General features: G+C 66.2%; 13 protein-coding genes. 6 read left to right on the top strand and 7 right to left on the bottom strand.

Annotated features, from left to right (window positions below; genetic code table 11):
- The first annotated feature begins 126 nt into the window (after positions 1–126).
- The 3 genes from GGD65_RS38960 (at position 127) to GGD65_RS38950 (ending at position 4581) form a co-directional block, all read left to right on the top strand.
- Complete coding sequence (locus GGD65_RS38960; RefSeq protein WP_018323373.1) at positions 127–633, top strand: tyrosine phosphatase family protein; 507 nt, start codon at positions 127–129, stop codon at positions 631–633.
- A gap of 226 nt (positions 634–859) precedes the next feature.
- The gene (locus GGD65_RS38955) at positions 860–1828 is read left to right on the top strand and encodes an NrtR DNA-binding winged helix domain-containing protein (RefSeq protein WP_183238643.1); all 969 of its coding nucleotides are present in this window, start codon (positions 860–862) and stop codon (positions 1826–1828) included.
- Between the two features lie 50 nt (positions 1829–1878).
- On the top strand, positions 1879–4581 hold the full coding sequence (locus tag GGD65_RS38950; RefSeq protein WP_183238642.1) for a DUF2339 domain-containing protein: 2703 nt from the start codon (positions 1879–1881) through the stop codon (positions 4579–4581).
- Positions 4582–4584: 3 nt separating this feature from the next.
- On the opposite strand, the gene GGD65_RS38945 is transcribed toward GGD65_RS38950, so the two are convergent.
- The 7 genes from GGD65_RS38945 to GGD65_RS38915 all read right to left on the bottom strand — a co-directional run bounded on the left by GGD65_RS38945 (position 4585) and on the right by GGD65_RS38915 (position 14036).
- A complete protein-coding gene (locus tag GGD65_RS38945) occupies positions 4585–6273 on the bottom strand; it encodes a methyl-accepting chemotaxis protein (protein WP_183238641.1) in 1689 nt (562 codons plus the stop codon).
- 279 nt (positions 6274–6552) lie between these two features.
- Positions 6553–8523 (bottom strand): methyl-accepting chemotaxis protein, encoded by a 1971-nt coding sequence (locus tag GGD65_RS38940; RefSeq protein WP_183238640.1) that lies wholly within the window; start codon positions 8521–8523, stop codon positions 6553–6555.
- 196 nt (positions 8524–8719) lie between these two features.
- A complete protein-coding gene (locus GGD65_RS38935) occupies positions 8720–10456 on the bottom strand; it encodes a methyl-accepting chemotaxis protein (RefSeq protein WP_183238639.1) in 1737 nt (578 codons plus the stop codon).
- Positions 10457–10634: 178 nt separating this feature from the next.
- Positions 10635–10889, bottom strand: a complete 255-nt coding sequence (locus GGD65_RS38930; RefSeq protein ID WP_018323367.1) for a DUF6894 family protein — start codon at positions 10887–10889, stop codon at positions 10635–10637.
- 164 nt (positions 10890–11053) lie between these two features.
- Positions 11054–11641: a hypothetical protein gene (locus GGD65_RS38925; RefSeq protein ID WP_018323366.1), complete on the bottom strand. Its 588-nt coding sequence runs from the start codon at positions 11639–11641 to the stop codon at positions 11054–11056.
- A gap of 113 nt (positions 11642–11754) precedes the next feature.
- Positions 11755–12741, bottom strand: a complete 987-nt coding sequence (locus tag GGD65_RS38920) for an MDR family oxidoreductase (protein WP_183238638.1) — start codon at positions 12739–12741, stop codon at positions 11755–11757.
- Positions 12742–12782: 41 nt separating this feature from the next.
- A complete protein-coding gene (locus GGD65_RS38915; RefSeq protein ID WP_183238637.1) occupies positions 12783–14036 on the bottom strand; it encodes an MFS transporter in 1254 nt (417 codons plus the stop codon).
- Positions 14037–14377: 341 nt separating this feature from the next.
- On the opposite strand from GGD65_RS38915, the gene nadA reads away from it, so the two are divergent.
- The 3 genes from nadA (at position 14378) to nadC (ending at position 18180) form a co-directional block, all read left to right on the top strand.
- Positions 14378–15484 carry a quinolinate synthase NadA gene (nadA, locus tag GGD65_RS38910; protein ID WP_179735229.1) on the top strand — a complete coding sequence of 369 codons (1107 nt, stop codon included), beginning with the start codon at positions 14378–14380 and terminating at the stop codon, positions 15482–15484.
- A 207-nt stretch (positions 15485–15691) separates the two neighbouring features.
- The gene (locus GGD65_RS38905; protein ID WP_183238636.1) at positions 15692–17290 is read left to right on the top strand and encodes an L-aspartate oxidase; all 1599 of its coding nucleotides are present in this window, start codon (positions 15692–15694) and stop codon (positions 17288–17290) included.
- Between the two features lie 11 nt (positions 17291–17301).
- Positions 17302–18180, top strand: a complete 879-nt coding sequence (nadC, locus tag GGD65_RS38900) for a carboxylating nicotinate-nucleotide diphosphorylase (protein ID WP_183238635.1) — start codon at positions 17302–17304, stop codon at positions 18178–18180.
- Positions 18181–18411: the final 231 nt, after the last annotated feature.

The following is an 18411-nucleotide window of genomic DNA, read 5'->3' as shown; positions in this document are numbered from 1 at the left end:
GTAGGGCGGGCAAAGGTGCACTTGCGCCGTGCCCACGTCCTTTCGCTTTTGCGACAAAGGTGGTGGGCACGCTCCGCTTTGCCCACCCTACGGCACCGGCTATACTCGGCGGCAAAAAGGTCCCCCATGATCCACGTCTGTTCCCTCGCCGCGCTTCCCGAAACCGTCCGCCTCACCAGGGCCAGCCACGTGCTGACCGTGATGGCCAATGTCGAGCAGGTGGCACGGCCGGTGTCCGTGCTGCCCGCCAACCATCTCAAGGTCTCGATGGATGACATCACCGAGGAGATGGACGGTTTCGTCGCACCGTCCGAGACCCATATCGATCAGGTGCTGAACTTCGTCCGCGGCTGGGACCGCAGTGCGCCGCTGGTGGTGCATTGCTATGCCGGCATCAGCCGCTCCACCGCGAGCGCGTTTGCGGCGGTGTGCGCGCTCAATCCGAACCGCGACGAGCTCGAGATCGCCAGGAAGATCCGCTCGGCCTCGCCGATCGCCTCGCCAAACCGGCGCATCGTCGGCCTTGCCGATCGTGCGCTGGGACGCGACGGCCGCATGCTGCGCGCGCTCGACGAGATCGGCCCCGGCGCGATGATGGTCGAGGGCCGCCCCTTCGTGATCGAGCTCGAATGACAGCTGCGCGCCACATCGCAGGTGCGCCCCGTCTCCCGCTTGCGGGAGAGGGTTGGGGTGGGGGTATATCCGCAAGCGAGGACTCCCGTGGGGAGAGAGCCCCCACCCGCCGCGCTCTTCGAGCGCGTCGACCTCCCCCGCAAGCGGGAGAGGTGCAGCGAGTTCGTGGAGAGGCCGGCTCAATCAATCGGCATATTTTTCTCTCACCCCCCGCGATATCAGCCGCATGAGCAAGACGCTGCTGACGCCGATCGAGATCGGCCTGACCGCGGCGATCGTCGCGATCGAGGGGCATGAGCCGCTGATCCTCACCGCGCGCGGCAATGACGGGCTTGCCGGCCTGCCGTTCGGCCCGTTCGACGCGCTCGCGCATCGCACCTTCGACATCGGCCTGCGCGCCTGGGTCGAGGAACAGGCGGGCTTGCGGCTCGGCTATGTCGAGCAGCTCTACACCTTCGGCGATCGCGGCCGCCATGCCGAGGCTGGCGACACCGGCGCGCATATGGTGTCGATCGGTTATCTCGCATTGACGCGCGCGGTGGACGGCGAGCTTGCAGCCAATGCGGCGAGCTTCGCGCCATGGTATCGCTTCTTCCCCTGGGAAGACCGACGCGAGGAGCCTCCGGCGATCATCGCCCGCGACATCATTCCCGCGCTGACCGAATGGGCCGCGGAGGAGACGCCGGAGACGACGCGCGCGCTGCCGCGCAGGGATCGCGTGCGGTTCTATTTCGGCCTCGACGGGGCGGCCTGGGACGAGGAGCGGGTGCTCGACCGCTACGAGCTCCTGTACGAGGCCGGGCTGGTCGAGGAGGCGCGGCGCGACGGCCGCCCTGCGGCATTAGCGCGCAAGACGCTTCCCCCGCTCGGGACCTCGATGCAGTTCGATCACCGCCGGATTCTCGCCACGGCGATTGCGCGGCTGCGTGCAAAACTGAAGTATCGTCCTGTCGTCTTTGAACTTTTGCCGCCCGAATTCACACTTACCGAACTGCAGCATACGGTCGAGGCAATCTCCGGCCGGCACCTGCACAAGCAGAATTTCCGCCGCCTGGTCGAAATGGAAGCCCTGGTCGAACCGACCGGGGTGATGTCGACACAGACGGGCGGACGGCCGGCGGCGCTCTATCGCTTCCGGCGCGACGTGCTCCAGGAGCGGCCCGCGCCGGGCTTGCGCGTGCGCTCCCGGCGTTGACCCGACATACTATGTGACCGGCCCCTGCCCGCCGGTCGCCTGGAGGCTTTATGTTCGACGGCCCGTTTGACGTCTTTGCGTGGATCATTGCGATCGCCGCCTTCCTGATCGCGATCAAGGCCTCCAGCCAGGCGGCCGAGCTGCGCCGGCGACTGAATTCGCTCGAAGAGATGTTCTACGCGCAACGGCAGGTGCAGCCGCCGCCGCTCATGCCCGCGCAGGAGCAGGCGCCTGCGCGGGCGACGACGGCCGCCGAGCCGCCGCCGCTTGCGCCCGAAGCCGAACCGGCGCCGCCCCCACTCGTCACCGAAGAGCTTTCACCACCGCCGCTCGAAGCGAGCTCCGCGGCTGCCGCCCCACCTCCAGTGCCGGCTGCTGCGCCCGGCTTCGAGGAGCAGCTCGGCACCCGCTGGGTGGTTTGGATCGGCGGCCTGGCACTGGCGCTCGGCGGCTTCTTCATGGTGCGCTATTCGATCGAGGCCGGTCTGCTCGGCCCCGGCGTGCGCGTGTTCCTGGGCGGCCTGTTCGCAGCTGCGCTGCTCGGGGCCGGCGAGTGGTCGCGGCGCAAGGAAAGCATTTCCAACATCCAGGCGCTGCCGATCGCCAACATCCCGGCGATCCTCACCGCCGCAGGTACCGCGGTGGCGTTTGCGACCATCTATGCCGCCTATGCGCTCTACGGCTTCCTCGTGCCCGCCACTGCCTTCGTGTTGCTCGGCATCGTGGCCATGTGCACGCTTGCCGCGGCGCTGCTGCACGGGCCGGCGCTGGCCGGCCTCGGCGTGGTCGGCGCCTTCGTGACGCCGCTGCTCGTCTCCAGCGGCAAGCCGGATTATTGGGCCCTCTACATCTATCTCGCCATCGTCACCGCCGCGAGCTTCGGCCTCGCGCGCATCCGGCTGTGGCGCTGGCTGGCGGTCACGACGATCGCCTTTGCCGTGCTCTGGATATTCCCGGGCCTGGATAGCGAAGAGTTGCAGGTCGCGCCGCACGCCTTCCATGCCATCGCAGGCTTCGTGCTCGCCGCGCTGCTCGTCGTCTGCGGCTTCATGTTCGGCCCCAGCATCGAGGACGGCGAGATCGAGCCGGTCTCATCGAGCTCGCTCGGCGCCTACCTGTTCGGCGCCATGCTGATCGTGCTGTCGAGCGCACATGCGGATCTGGCGCTGATCGCGTTCACGCTTCTCGTCGGCGCGACGCTTCTCGTCGCCTGGCGTGCGCCGGCGGCGACCGGCGCGCTCGGTGCGGCCGCAGCGACCGTCTTCATCGTGTTCGCCGAATGGGCGGTGCGCGCCAATCCCGACATGCTGGTGCTGCCGGGCGGCCCCATCGCAGGTGTTGGACCGGCCGCGATCGACAGCTCGGTGACGCTGCATCTGGTGATGGCCGCGATCTTCGCCGTCGGCTTCGGCGTTGCGGGCTTCCTCGCGCAGGGCCGCTCCAACTCTGCAATCATTCCCGTGGTGTGGTCGGCCGCAGCCGTCGCCACGCCGATCGCGATCCTCATCGCGCTCTACGCCCGCATCGCCCATCTCGACCGCTCGATCCCGTTCGCGATCCTGGCGGTGCTGCTTGCCGCCGCCTTCGGTGCTGCGACCGAAGCGCTTACACGGCGCGAAACCCGGCCGGGCGTCGCCGTCTCCACCGCCCTGTTCGCGACCGGCACGCTCGGCGCGCTGGCGCTGGCGCTGACCTTCGCGCTGGAGAAGGGCTGGCTCACCATCGCGCTGGCGCTGATGTCGCTCGGCACCGCCTGGATCTCGATGCAGCGGCCGATCCCATTCCTGCGCTGGCTCGCTGCCATCTTCGCCGGCATCGTCACCGCGCGCATTGGCTACGATCCGCGCATCGTCGGCGATGCCGTCGGCACCACGCCGATCTTCAACTGGCTGCTCTGGGGCTATGGCCTGCCGGCCGCCTCGTTCTGGGCCGCGAGCATCTTCCTGCGCCGCCGCGCCGACGATGCGCCGCTGCGCATGGTCGAGACCGCGGCGATCCTGTTCACCGCGCTGCTCGCCTTCATGGAGATCCGGCACTTTGCCACCAATGGCCGGATGACCTCGCCGCCGTCGCTGCTCGAATTCGCGCTACAGGTCTGCGTCACGCTGGCGATGGCGATCGGGCTGGAGCGCTTGCGGCTGCGCAGCCGCAGCATCGTGCACAATGTCGGCGCGGTGGTGCTGACGGCGATCGGCGGGCTCATCAGCGTGTTCGGCCTCCTGATCCTGGAGAACCCGCTGATCTGGCGCATCGACGTCGGCGGCGCCGTGTTCAACCTGCTGCTGCTCGGCTATGCGCTGCCGGCCGTGCTGATGCTGCTGCTGTCCTACGCAGTGGTCGGGATGCGCGGCAAGGTCTACGCCAACACGATTGCGGGCGGCGCGCTGGTGTTCGCGCTCGCCTATGTCACGCTGGAGATCCGCCGCTTCTATCACGGCCCGATCCTCTCCACCGGCGCGACCACGGGCGCCGAACAATACACCTACTCGATCGGCTGGCTCGCCTTCGGCGTGGCGTTGCTGGGGATCGGCATTCTCGTCAACTCGGAGCGCGCACGGCTGGCCTCGGCTGCCGTCATCGCGCTGACGATCCTGAAGGCCTTCGTCATCGACATGTCGACGCTGACAGGCGTCTACCGCGCGCTCTCGTTCATGTGCCTCGGCGTCGTGCTGGTCGCGATCGGCTGGCTCTACCAGCGCATTCTGTTCCGGCGGCAGGTCGCACCGCCGCCGGCTCCGCAGACGAGCGCGTAAAGATCAGGCCGCGCGGACCGATTCCAGGAACTGCGCGACCTCGACCTTCAGGCGGGTGCTGTCGGTCGCCAGCGATTTCGCCGCCGAGAGCACTTCGCCCGAGGCCGAGCCGGTGTCGATCGCGCCGCGCTGCACGTCGGTGATGTTGGACGAGACTTCCTGCGTGCCGAGCGAGGCCTGTTGGACGTTGCGGGAAATCTCCTGCGTCGCAGCGCCCTGCTCCTCGACGGCGGCGGCGATGGCCGAGGACACTTCGGACAATCGCTCGATGGTGCCGCCGATCTCCTGGATGGCGCTGACGGATTCCTGCGTTGCAGACTGAATGCCTGCAACCTGCGCCCCGATCTCGCCGGTCGCTTTCGCGGTCTGCTCGGCCAATGCCTTGACCTCGGAGGCGACGACGGCAAAGCCGCGACCGGCTTCGCCGGCGCGCGCCGCTTCGATGGTCGCATTCAGCGCCAGAAGGTTGGTCTGGCCGGCGATGGTGTTGATGAGCTCGACGACGTCGCCGATGCGGGAGGCCGCCTGCGACAGCGCGTTGACGCGATCGTTGGTCCGCGCCGCCTGCTCGACGGCTTCCGCGGCCATCCGCGCCGAATCCTGCACGCGGCGGCTGATCTCGGTGATCGAGGACGACAGCTCCTCCGAGGCGGACGCCACCGCCTGGACGTTGGTGGAAGCTTCCTCGGACGCTGCCGCAACGACGGTTGCGAGTTGCTGGCCGCGCTGCGCCGTGCCGCTCAGCGTGGCCGCGGAGGCCTCGAGCTCGGTCGAGGCCGACGACACGGTCTCGACGACCTCGCCGATCATGGCCTCGAAATTGCGCGTGATGGCATCGACGCGGCGACCACGTTCGATCTTGGCTTCGGCGTCGCGCGCGGCCGCCTCATCGGCGGCTTTCTTGGCAACCAGCGCTTCCTTGAAGATCTGGAGCGCATCCGCCATCGAGCCGATCTCGGTCTTCTCGCCGCGATGCGGCACTTCGGCCGAGAGGTCTCCTTCGCCGAGCGACTGCATCGGACGAATGATCGAGGCGATGCCGCGAGAGACGTCGCGCACGAGATAATAGGCGGCGCCGATCGCGATCACGACCGACAGCACGATGATGCCGACCAGGACGCGGAAGATGGTGGCGTAGCTGTCGGCCGCCTGCCTGGTCTCCAGCTCGGCGCCCTGGTTATTGAGCTCGATCCCCTTCTGAAGCAGGGGATCGGCGGCCTGGGCCATCTTGGCGACCTTGGTCTGCAACATCTCGTTGGCGTCGGTCGGGAAGCGGCCGACGCTCTTGCGCGACAGCGCCATCGTCTCCTGCACGCCGTTCAGATATTCGCCCCACGCCTTGCTCCATTGCTCATAGAGCGCGCGCTCTTCGGCGACCGTGATCAGCGGCTCGTAGACCTTGCGTGTCTTCTCGATGCGCTCACGCAAGCCGGCCAGCCGCTTCTCGGCGGCTTCCTTGCCTTCGGCGGTGTCCTGCATCAGGTGCAAACGGAGCGCGACGCGCAGCTCGTTGATGTCGGCGCGCATGGACCCGAGCGCTCGCACGCTCGGCAGCCAGCTCTGTGCAATCTCGACCGTGTGAGCGTTGATATTCTGCATGGTGCCGATCGCCGTCACGCCGACACCGGCGAGCGACAGAACGAGGACCGACAGCACGGTCAGAAGCTTGAAAACGATCGACAACTTCGACATCACACAAATCCCGATGATACCCTGGCAGCGCGCACGTCACCCGCGCCACAGGCGTCACGACGGACGGCCGGGCGAAGGTCAGTTCAACAATGCTGGCTGGTTCTTATCCCGTAAGATTGCGCCCCATAATTGCAAGCAGGCGTTAACAGGAGCCTACGTAAAACTACGGGTCGGTCTCGTCGGGCGTTATTTTCTCCGCAACCGTCTCGTGCTGCTGCACGGACACCTCGTGCTGCGACGCGAAACACGACGCACCACCACATGCACCGGACGACCGCCTCAGGCCGCCCGTACCGAGTCCAGAAAGCGCGCGACCTCGCTCTTGAGCCGGTTGCTCTCCTGCGACAGCGACTGCGCGGCCGAATGCACCTGCGCCGAGGCAGCCCCGGTCTCGCCGGAGCCGCGCTGGACGTCGGCGATGTTCGACGACACTGAGGAAGTGCCTTGCGCGGCGTGCTGGATGTTGCGGGAGATCTCCTGCGTGGCGGCGCCCTGTTCCTCCACCGCAGCGGCAATGGTCGACGAGATCTCCGACATCTTCGCGATGGTGTCACCGATCTCCTTGATCGCGCCGACGGATTCGTCTGTCGCAGTCTGGATCGCACCGATGTGCTGACCGATCTCGCCGGTGGCTTTCGCGGTCTGCTCGGCAAGCGCCTTCACTTCGGTCGCGACCACCGCAAAACCCTTGCCGGCTTCGCCCGCCCGCGCCGCTTCGATCGTCGCGTTGAGTGCCAGGAGGTTGGTCTGCGCGGCGATGGTGTTGATCAGCTCGACGACGTCGCCGATGCGGGACGCCGCCTTGGTCAGCTCGGCGACGCGCGCATTGGTGCGCTGGGCCTGCCCGACGGCGACGTCGGCGACACGCGCCGATTCCTGCACCTGGCGGCTGATCTCGGAGACCGAAGAGGTCAATTCCTCGCTCGCGGACGACACCGACTGCACGTTGGCGGACGCCTCCTCCGAGGCCGCCGCTACGGCGGTGGCAAGCCCGTTGCCGCGCTCGGCGGCGTGGGTCAGCGTGTTCGACGACGCTTCGAGCTCGGTTGCCGCCGACGACACCGTCTCGATGATCTCTCCGACGGCGCCTTCGAACGTATCGGCGAGCCGTTGCATGTCGAGCTTGCGCTGCTCTCGCGCACGCGCGTCCGCTTCGGCCTGCTCGGCGCGCAGTCGCTCGGCTTCCGCCATGTTGGTCTTGAAGACCGCGACCGCGCCGGCCATCTCGCCGATCTCGTCGTTGCGGCCGACGCCGGGGATCACGACGGAGGTGTCACCGTTTGCCAGACCGGTCATCGACCGCACCATAGCGATCAGCGCGGTCGAGATCGAGCGGCCAGTGAAGAAGGACACGCTTCCCACCAGCAGGATGGAGCATCCGAGTGCGACCCACATCCACAGCTTGATCGAGGCCCGCATCGACTCTTCGGCGGCCTTCGCCGCGTCATATCGCTGACTGACGGTCTTTTCGATCTCGTCGAGCACGGGCTCGATGGTGCGGAATTCCTTGGACATCGCCGAGCCGTGCGCGGCCAGATCCTGCGCGCCGGCTACCCACGCCACGAAGTCGTCCTGGTATTTGGAGAGCTTCTTGCCGATATCGGCCTTGACGGCCGGCGGGATCGCCGAAGCCTCGATTTGCCCGGAGAATTCCGTAGCCGTCTTCTTCAGGGCGTCGAGGTATTTCGGGTCTCGGCGCAACATGAAATCTTTCTCGTGACGACGCATCGTCAGCATGCCGCTGGTGAGCCTCGGATCGTCGGCGTCCTTGAGCTTGGTCTCGATGTCGTGCACCGCCGTGCGCAACGAGCCTGACAACCCGAGGGTCTCGTTCAATCCAAGCTTGACCTCGGCCCGTTCGACGGCCGCGAATTCGCTCACATATCTCTCGAACCCGGTGCGGACCAGTGACGCCTTTTCCCCGACTGCCGCGTACCCTGCCGCACGCGTCGCGCTGCCGAGACGATCAAGATTGTGGGTAATGTTGGAAGCAAGTTCGGCGTGACGCTTCGCATAGGACTGATCGCGGCGAAGCTGGAAATCCTTCTCGGCCCGGCGCGCTTCGAGCAATTGATGGGTGATCCGCTGGTTCAGATCGGACAGCCTGCGCGCCTCTTCGGCGGCGTTGCGAGACGTGTCCTGGGAGAGGCTGCCAATCTGGTAGATCGTGCCGAAGACGACGAGCCCGATGAGGCCGAACAGTCCGATCGCCATGACCTTGTGAGTGAGGCGAATGGAAATGCCACTCATGAATGTGCTCCAACGATTGAGACGCAATACGCGAAGGACGACTCAGCATCCGGGAAATTGCGGCAATCATGACTGCGTCGCTTTTCCGGAAAGTTAACCCCGCGCGCCGAGGGTCGCGGCGTCGAATTACGAACGCGCGCAACCGCCGCGCAGTCACGCGGCGGTTGCAAGCAGATCTGCCGAGGAATGTCGCGGTTCAGGCGGCGCGCACGGTGCCGAGAAACTTGCCGACCTCGAGCTTGAGGCGGTTGCTGTCGCCGGACAGCGATTGCGCCGCCGCCAGTACCTGCGAGGATGCCGAGCCGGTTTCGCTCGCGCCATGCTGCACGTCGGTGATGTTGGAGGACACCTGATGGGTGCCTTCTGCCGCTTGCTGCACGTTGCGGGAGATCTCCTGCGTCGCCGCGCCCTGCTCTTCGACGGCAGCCGCGATGGTCGAGGAAATCTCCGACAGCTTCTCGATGGTGTTGCTGATGTCCCTGATGGCGCCGACCGAATGCTCGGTCGCGGTCTGGATGCTGGCGATCTGCTGGCCGATCTCGCCGGTCGCCTTCGCAGTCTGCTCGGCGAGCGCCTTGACCTCGGAGGCGACGACGGCAAAGCCGCGGCCCGCCTCGCCGGCGCGCGCGGCCTCGATGGTCGCATTGAGCGCCAGGAGATTGGTCTGGCCGGCGATGGTGTTGATCAGCTCGACCACGTCGCCGATCCGCGCCGCCGCCTTCGACAATTCGCCGACGCGGTCGGTCGTGGTGCGGGCCTGGCTGACCGCTTCGCTGGCGACGCGCGCGGATTCCTGCACCTGGCGGCTGATCTCCGTGATCGACGACGACAGCTCTTCGGTCGCCGACGCCACCGACTGCACGTTGGTGGACGCCTCTTCGGAGGCGGCAGCAACCATGGTGGTGAGCTCCTGTCCGCGCGCCGCAGTCGACGTGAGCGTCGACGCAGACGCTTCCAGTTCAGTCGCGGCCGATGACACGGTATCGACGATCTCACCGATCGCCGCCTCGAAGCCATCGGCCAGCCTGGACATCTCGGCCTTGCGTTGCGCGGCTGCAGCCTGATCCTGCCTGATCTTGGCCTCGGCCTCCTCGCGCGCCTTCTGTTCGGACACGATCTTGAACTTCTCGACAGCCGCCGCGACACCACCGACCTCGTCCTTGCGGCCGAGACCGGGCAGCACCACGGAAAAGTCGCCGCCGGCGAGCTTGTCCATGGCCACCGTGAGCGCGCGGATCGGCCGTGCGATGGTAAGGAACGACGTGAGCCAGGAGCCGAGGAGGACGAGCGCCGTGAAAGCGCCGACGACCATTGCGATATGCTCGCTGGACGCCATCTCCCGCGCGGAGGCCGCAATCTCCTCTTCGCTTCTGTGCCTGGCGACGTCGGCAATCTGATTGGCAGCCTGGTCTATCTCGCCTGCGATCGGCAACGTGACCTCGCGGGCGAGACGCGTCCCCTCATCGACGAGTTTGGCGAGGCGAGTAGCGGCATCCTCGCCCGTGAGAGCCACGGCGGCACCGCGCACGGATGCGAGCTGCTGAGCTCCCTTGAGGTAGTTCGCCGTGAGGACCTTGAGCTTCTCTATCCTCGCGCGGTTTTCCGGCACGTGCGAGAGCGTGAGCATTGCGTCGGCAAGCTTCACCAAATGACCGGCGCGTTCGACCAGCGCGTCGCGCGCCTTCTGCAGTTCATCTGAATTATTGGCGAGGCGGATGTCGCGCGCGGCGAGCTGCATGGCGCGCGCCGCGAGCTTGGATTCGACTGCCTCGCGTGCGAGCTCCTGCTGCTCGGACGCCGTCTGGCTGGACCGGCGCACGTTGCCGTTTCCGATCACCTGACCTGCTATCATCGCGAGGACCAGGAGGATGCCGACCGCCGATGAGATCGCCAGCTTGGTCCCAATCCGCAAATTCTGAACGAGGCTCAACATGGGCATGCTTCCCCTAGGGAATGCGCGGCCGAGTCATTGCCAGCCGCCCTCGGCGTTGATCGCCCTTGTCCAAAAAGTATGCGTTCACCATTCCAATTTGGTTAACGCGGCCTCCCGGCAAATACGGGATCGGTAGGAAAACCCCTTGAATTTCAGCACGGTATGCGCGCTTAACAGGTTAATCACACGCAGTGATAGGACCCGTTACGCTCTCACCGACGAGACTGATGCGGAAGACCGGCTTCTTGTCCTCGTCGAGCAGCTCCATGCACCATTCGGCGTTCGGCTTCAGGCTGCGCGCGATGCCGCCGAGCAGATTGGCGCAGACCTCGGTCATCTCGGTCCAGGCGGCTGTGCGATCGTCGAACTCGTACGGCTGGTCGGCGGCGCCGGAATAGCGGCCGGTGCTGATGCGGAAAAAGTACAGCGACATCGTTGAACCCTTTTATCGGGCCGCGCCCCCCGGCCGTCCGCAAACTGGCGCGCGAACAGCTACCAACGCATGAAAGCCGCCGTCCGTATGACTACGGCGCGGCGGCTTGGCGTTCGATGAACGTCTTCAACGACAAAGTGCGCGGGCTATCCCGTGCAGCCGACTCACTGGGTGGAACGGCGCAGCTCCAGCGGGCCCTCGTTCCTGGCGGGCTCCGACTTCACCGGCTCGAGCCGGCTGCTCTCGACACGCGGCGTCTCGACGCGCGCGGCAACTTCGGTGTTGGACGCGCCGACGGAACCGGTGTGCTCTGTCCTGTGCAGCGAGCGCGGGCGCGCCGCAGCGCGCGCCATCAGCATCTGGTTGCCGCCCTGGTGATGGAAGTCGCAATAGGCGAAGCCCATCCCCGACACCGAGCCGCGGAAGCTGCGATCGTCGGTCTTTTCCAGGTTGAAACAAGGCTCGAATGGAATGCCCTTGATCGAGGCGCAGACATTCTGGCCACGGATCTGGAGCGTATTGCCGGGCAGGCGGAGATGCTTGACCGGGCCAGCGCCGGAGAACTGCACCGCACCGGCGGCGCCGAGATCGTCCAGGATGCGGCCCGCGCCGCGGGTGCCGTCGAAACAGGTGAAGGCAAACACTTTGCCTGCCACGAAGCGACGCGCCTCGTCGGCGTTCATGCTTCCGGCAAGGGCCGGCGCAAACGTTGCTGCCGCCGTGACAGCCCCCAACACAATACGCGCAAGCATGCTCAACTCCGAACTAACCCCCGCGGCGGGCGATGCCTTATCTCTTTACCCGCTGCTTACCATACTAACCATGGCGACATTGAAGCAGCTTGGTTGGTAAAGTCTGAACGCCGTTAGACAATTTTTACCACGATGCGGCCGCGGACCTGGCCGGCCAGGATTTTTGCGCCCCACTCCGAAACCTGGTCGAGGGAAATTTCATGAGTGATTTCAGATAGTTTAGTCCGATCAAGATCTGACGCCAGGCGCTGCCAGGCGGCTTTCCGCGGCTCGATCGGGCACATCACGGAATCGATGCCGAGAAGGCACACCCCGCGCAAAATGAAGGGCGCGACGGATGACGGCAGGTCCATGCCGGCGGCCAGGCCGCAGGCCGCGATGGCCCCGCCGTATTTCGTCATCGAGAGCAGATTCGCCAGCGTGGTCGAGCCGACGCTGTCGACGCCACCCGCCCAGCGCTCCTTTGCGATCGGCTTAGCCGGCGCCGACAATTCGTTGCGGTCGATGATTTCGGCTGCTCCGAGATGCTTCAGATAGTCGGCCTCCGAGGCGCGGCCGGTTGAAGCGATGACGTGGTAGCCGAGCTTCGAGAGCACGGCGGTGGCGATCGAGCCGACGCCGCCGGCAGCACCCGTCACCACCACAGGGCCGCTCTTCGGCGAGAGACCGTGCTTCTCCAGTGCCAGCACCGAGAGCATCGCAGTGAAGCCGGCGGTGCCAATTGCCATGGCATCGCGTGCCGACAGGCCTTGCGGCAAGGCGACCAGCCAGTCGCCCTTCACCCGTGCCAGCTCGGCATAGGCGCCGAGATGGGTCTCGCCCATGCCCCAGCCGGTGCAGACGACCTTGTCGCCCGCTTTCCATTGCGGATGCGAGGATTGCTCGACCGTGCCGGCGAAGTCGATGCCGGCGATCATCGGGAAGCGGCGCACCACCGGCGCCTTGCCGGTGAGCGCGAGGCCGTCCTTGTAGTTCAGCGTCGACCATTCCACGCGGACGGTGACGTCGTCGTCCATCAGCTCGGCTTCATCGAACTGCGTCAGCGCGGCAGTGGTGCCCTTGTCCGCCTTGTCGATCCGGATCGCCTTGAATGTGGCCACAGCTGAACTCCCTGACTGGTTTGACCGGGATGTTTAGCCGATCAGGCAGGCTGCGCAACCGCCCGAACGACAGGTTTCTCCACGATCGGAAGACTGATCAGCGCGGAAAGCACGCCGAACAGGATCGAGAGCCACCAGATCGGCGTATAGGAACCGAAGCGTTCGAAGACGATGCCCCCTAACCAGACGCCGAGGAAGCCGCCGACCTGATGGCTGACGAAGGCAAAGCCGTACAACGTCGCAAGCCAGCGCGTGCCGAACATCAGCGCCACCAGCGCCGAGGTCGGGGGCACCGTGGACAGCCAGGTCAGGCCGGAGACCGCACCGAACGCGATCGCCGAGAACGGCGTGATCGGGAACGAAATGAAGGCGAGGGTTGCGAGCGCACGCGTGAAGTAGATGGCCGAGAGGATGTAGCGCTTGGGCAGCGAGTTCTGAAGATAGCCGACGCTGAGCGAGCCGATGATGTTGAACAGGCCGATCGCCGCGATCACCCAGCCTCCGGTTTGCGTCGAGATGCCGCGATCGACCAGGAAGGCCGGCAGATGCACGGTGATGAAGGCGAGCTGGAATCCGCAGGTGAAGAAGCCGAGCACCAGCAGCACATAGGAGCGGTGACCGAAGGCTTCGGCGAGCGCCCTGGTGATGGTCTGCTCATCCGCCGGCGTCGCACTGGCCGTAGTTGCAGCCGGCGGCGTCGAGAGCGCCAGTGACAGCGGGATGATCAGCAGCATCAGGAAGCCGAACACGGAGAGGGCCTGCTGCCAGCCGAAATTGTCGATCAACGCGACGCCGATCGGTGCGAACAGGAACTGCCCGAATGATCCCGCGGCCGTGCCGGCACCGAGCGCGAGGCCGCGCTTTTCGGCCGGCAGCAGCTTGGTGAATGCCGACAGCACCAGATTGAACGAGCAGCCGGCGAGTCCGAAGCCGACCATGACGCCGGCGCCGATGTTGAGCGACAGCGGCGTCGAGGAATAGCGCATCAGCAGGAGGCCGCCGGCATAGAGCAGCGCGCCGACGCACATCACTCGGAACAGGCCGAAGCGATCGGCGACCGCGCCGGCGATGGGCTGACCCAGTCCCCACAGCAAATTCTGAAAGGCGATGGCGAGGCCAAACACGTCGCGGCCCCAGGAGAATTCATGGCTCATCGGCTGGACGAAGAAACCGAGCGCCGAGCGCGGGCCAAAGCCGAGCATGCCGATCGCGCAGCCGCACAAAATGATGACGGCGGGGGTACGCCAGCTGGAGGAACGTGAGGCCGGAGCGAGTTCGCCCACTGATGTCGACATGGTATTCCCCGTCTGTCATTGGCGGATTCGCAAAGAGGCGGCCGCGAATGCGTCATTTAATGCATTTGCATGAAAATCCCAAATCAAAAACGGTTGCATTCCACGAGGGGCTGCCGCGGGAGCATTGCGTTTCAATCTGGCCTCGCCAGACGCGTCGGACGACGACCTGACGAGATTGTGTGCGGCAAGACCTAGCCGTCCTCGGCAGAGCGTGCTATTTCTGATTTACTCATATTGAGCATATATGAGGATCGATGAAACCCGCTCCGGCCCCTCGGCCGGATTACTCAGGCCCTACATATACTCATATTGAGTATAAATGACATGCGAGGGAGGCTTTAATGCCGATCACTGAAATCTACGGTCCAGACGATTTTGCCAACCGGCCGCAGGGCCATCTCGCCTCCTCTCCCCGCCCCGCACCAGCGCCCACAGCGCGCGCGCTGCCGACGCCTTCGCTGGGATGGACGGCGGAGGTCGAACGCGCCACCGCCCCGCTCTATGAGCGCGTGAAGCACGTCATCCCCCCGATCGAGTGGCCGCTGATGGCGCCGACGATCAAGGCGATCAACGACCTGAAGAAAGCGCGGGGCGCGGTGATCCTCGCCCACAACTACCAGGCGCCGGAGATCTTCCACTGCGTCGCCGACATCGGCGGCGACTCGCTGCAGCTCGCGGTCGAGGCCACCAAGGTGGAGGCCGACATCATCGTGCAGTGCGGCGTGCACTTCATGGCGGAGACCTCAAAACTGCTCAACCCGGACAAGACGGTGCTGATCCCGGATTCGCGCGCCGGCTGCTCGCTGGCCGCCAGCATCACCGGTGCCGACGTGCGCCTGCTCCGCGAAAAATTTCCCGGGGTGCCCGTCGTCGCCTATGTCAACACCTCCGCAGAAGTGAAGGCCGAGGTCGACATCTGCTGCACCTCCTCGAACGCGGTGCAGGTGGTCGAGAGCCTGAACGCGCCAAGCGTGATCTTCCTGCCCGATCGCTATCTCGCCACTTACGTGGCCTCGAAGACCGACGTGAAGATCATCGCCTGGAAGGGCGCCTGCGAGGTGCACGAGCGCTTCAAGGGCGAAGAGCTGCGCGCCTTTCGCGAGGCCGATCCGTCCGTGCAGATCATCGCACATCCCGAATGTCCGCCGGACGTGCTGGCAGAGGCCGACTTCACCGGCTCGACCGCGCACATGATCAACTGGGTGCGCGAAAAGCGGCCACGGCGGCTGGTGATGATCACGGAATGCTCGATGGCCGACAATGTGCGCGCCGAGCTGCCTGACGTCGAGATGCTGCGCCCCTGCAATCTCTGCCCGCACATGAAGCGCATCACGCTCGCCAACATTTTGGACAGCCTGCTGACGCTCCGCGAAGAGGTGACGATCGATCCCGCGCTTGCGGATCGCGCAAGGCGCTCGGTCGAGCGGATGATCAATCTGAAGAATTAACAACACATGCAGCGTCACACACAGCTGTCGTCCCGGACAAGCGTAGCGCAGATCCGGCCCCCCCGCGCGAGCGCTCGCGCTCGTCGCGCTGACCACAGGAAGATGTTTGGCGAAGAAAGGCAACGCGCAGCTTCGCACAACAACTTCCGCCGCGGCGTATGGGTCCCTGCGTTCGCAGGGACGACGGCAGAGTGAATGGAGAGAACAATGACCAACAACATCCACAACCTCACCCGCACCGACGATATCGTCATCGTCGGCGGCGGCCTTGCCGGACTGTTCTGCGCGCTGAAGCTCGCGCCGCGGCCGGTAACGTTGATCTCGGCCGCGCCGCTCGGACAGGGCGCATCATCCGCATGGGCGCAAGGCGGCATCGCCGCGGCGGTGGCCGAGGGTGACACGCCCGAAGCCCACGCCGCCGACACCATCGCGGTCGGCGGCGGCCTCGTCGACGAGGCGGTTGCACTTGGGATCGCGCGCGAGGCCGCGCCGCGCATCCACGATCTCCTGACCTATGGCGTCCCCTTCGATCGCGATCTCGAAGGCAGGCTCGCCGTGGGACGCGAAGCGGCACATTCGGCCCGGCGCATCGTGCATGTGCGAGGCGACGGTGCCGGTGCCGCGATCATCGCGGCCTTGAGCGACGCGGTGCGCCGCACGCCGTCGATCCGTGTCATCGAAGGGCTCGTCGCCGAAGCCCTCTTGGCCGAGAACGGTGCCGTCGCCGGCCTTCAACTGCGCGAAGCCGGCAATCCCACGGCTCGACCGTTCCTGCTCGCTGCGCACGCGGTGGTGCTTGCCACAGGCGGCATAGGACATCTCTACGCCGTCACGACCAATCCAATGGAAGCCAGCGGCTCTGGCCTCGCCATTGCCGCGCGTGCCGGTGCCGTGATCGCCGATCCGGAATTCGTGCAGTTCCACCCGACCGCCATCATGGTCGGCCGCGATCCCGCACCGCTCGCGACCGAAGCACTGCGTGGTGAAGGGGCAACGCTGATCAACGGCAATGGCGAGCGCTTCATGCCGGCGCGTCACCCGCTCGCGGAGCTTGCGCCGCGCGACATCGTGGCCCGCGGCGTATTCGCCGAGATCGCGGCCGGTCGCGGCGCCTTCCTCGATGCGCGGCAGGCGCTGGGCGCGCGCTTCGCTGACAAATTTCCAACCGTGCATGCGAGCTGCATTGCCGCCGGCATCGATCCGGCCACGCAAGCCATCCCGATTGCGCCCGCCGCGCACTACCACATGGGCGGCATCGCCGTGGATGCGCGCGGCCGCAGCTCGATCGACGGACTCTGGGCCGGCGGCGAGGTGTCGTCGACCGGCGCGCACGGCGCCAACCGGCTCGCCTCGAACTCGCTGCTGGAGGCGGTGGTCTACGCCGCGCGCATCGCCGACGACATCGCCGGCCGCTCGATCCCCGCGCCCGACCGCCTCCCCGACGCATTGGTGACACCGCGCGGCGGCACGCCGGATGCTCTGGCCGGGAAGCGGCTGCGCGCGATGATGAGCGCCCATGTCGGCGTGATCCGCAAGGGCGACGGCCTCACCGAGGCCGTGCACCACTTCGCCGCGCTCGAACGCGAGGCAACCAGCCTCGCGCTGCGCAATATGGCGACGTCCGCCCTGCTCGCGGCCGCCTCGGCGTGGAGCCGGCGCGAGAGTCGCGGCGCGCATTTCCGCTCCGACCATCCGGCTGACGTCCCCGCGCAGGCGCAGCGAACGATGACGACACTCGCCGCGGTGCGCGAGATCGCGGAAAGCTTGAGATCCCTGCCGCGCGTCGCCCAACCCATGATTGCCTGACGGAGTTTTCCATGATTACCCCCACCTCCCTGCTCTATGCCGACGCCTTCCTCTCACCGCTTGCGATCGGCGAAGCCGTGCTGCGCGCGCTCGACGAGGACCTCGGCCGCGCCGGCGACATCACCTCGCTGACGACGATCCCGGAAGCGACCAGGGCGCAAGCCATTCTGGTCGCGCGCCAGTCGGGCGTGATCGCAGGCCTGCCGCTGGCGCTGGCGACGTTGCAGAAGCTCTCGCCCGACATCGACGTGCGCGCGCACGTCCGTGACGCCGCACGCGTTGTCCGCGGACAGCAGGTGCTGACGATCTCGGGGCCGGCGCGTGCCATTCTTACGGCGGAGCGGACCGCGCTGAATTTCGTCGGCCGCCTGTCGGGCGTCGCGACGCTCACGGCCGACTATGTCGCCCGCACCGAAGGCACGAAAATGCGCATCTGCTGCACGCGCAAGACCACGCCGGGGCTGCGCGCGCTGGAGAAGTACGCGGTGCGCTGCGGCGGCGGCTTCAACCACCGCTTCGGCCTCGACGATGCGATCCTGATCAAGGACAACCACATCGCGGTCGCCGGCGGCATCGGTGCGGTGCTGGAGCGCGCCCGCGCCCACGCCGGCCATCTCGTCAAGATCGAGATCGAGGTCGATACGCTGGCGCAATTGCGCGAGGTGCTCGATACCGGGATGGCCGACGCCGTGCTGCTCGACAACATGGACCTTGCAACATTGCGCGAGGCCGTGCGGATCAACGAGGGTCGTCTCGAGCTGGAGGCGTCCGGCGGCGTCACGCTGGACTCGATCGCGAGCATCGCGGCGACCGGTGTCGATTACGCTTCGGCAGGCGCGCTGACGCATTCGGCGTCGAACTTTGATTGCGCGCTGGATATTGAGATGTGAGATCACCGCTCTGAGCCCGGGGCTGGCTGCACCTCTCCCGCTTGCGGGGGGTCAGCGCGAAGCGCCGGGTGGGGGCTCTCTCCACTCTGGGGTTCTCGCCTGTGGAAACACCCCTCCCCGACCCTCCCCCGCGAGCGCAGGGCTATCGCATATGGCTGAGGGTGGCCAAGAGGAATGCGTTGTCCCAGCCAGCGCGCTTGATTTTACGCCGGAGGGAAGCGCGATCCGGGT

The organism is Bradyrhizobium sp. CIR18, from assembly GCF_014198295.1.
Classification (GTDB): Bacteria; Pseudomonadota; Alphaproteobacteria; order Rhizobiales; family Xanthobacteraceae; genus Bradyrhizobium.
The sequence above is the reverse complement of the archived record's forward strand: the minus strand, read 5'-3'. Positions and strand labels throughout refer to the sequence as shown.

Coding starts and splice junctions, on each gene's coding strand:
- GGD65_RS38960 (WP_018323373.1), top strand. CDS start 127: ATGATCCACGTCTGTTCCCTCGCCGCGCTTCCCGAAACCGTCCGCCTC.
- GGD65_RS38955 (WP_183238643.1), top strand. CDS start 860: ATGAGCAAGACGCTGCTGACGCCGATCGAGATCGGCCTGACCGCGGCG.
- GGD65_RS38950 (WP_183238642.1), top strand. CDS start 1,879: ATGTTCGACGGCCCGTTTGACGTCTTTGCGTGGATCATTGCGATCGCC.
- GGD65_RS38945 (WP_183238641.1), bottom strand. CDS start 6,273: ATGTCGAAGTTGTCGATCGTTTTCAAGCTTCTGACCGTGCTGTCGGTC.
- GGD65_RS38940 (WP_183238640.1), bottom strand. CDS start 8,523: ATGAGTGGCATTTCCATTCGCCTCACTCACAAGGTCATGGCGATCGGA.
- GGD65_RS38935 (WP_183238639.1), bottom strand. CDS start 10,456: ATGTTGAGCCTCGTTCAGAATTTGCGGATTGGGACCAAGCTGGCGATC.
- GGD65_RS38930 (WP_018323367.1), bottom strand. CDS start 10,889: ATGTCGCTGTACTTTTTCCGCATCAGCACCGGCCGCTATTCCGGCGCC.
- GGD65_RS38925 (WP_018323366.1), bottom strand. CDS start 11,641: ATGCTTGCGCGTATTGTGTTGGGGGCTGTCACGGCGGCAGCAACGTTT.
- GGD65_RS38915 (WP_183238637.1), bottom strand. CDS start 14,036: ATGTCGACATCAGTGGGCGAACTCGCTCCGGCCTCACGTTCCTCCAGC.
- nadA (WP_179735229.1), top strand. CDS start 14,378: ATGCCGATCACTGAAATCTACGGTCCAGACGATTTTGCCAACCGGCCG.
- GGD65_RS38905 (WP_183238636.1), top strand. CDS start 15,692: ATGACCAACAACATCCACAACCTCACCCGCACCGACGATATCGTCATC.
- nadC (WP_183238635.1), top strand. CDS start 17,302: ATGATTACCCCCACCTCCCTGCTCTATGCCGACGCCTTCCTCTCACCG.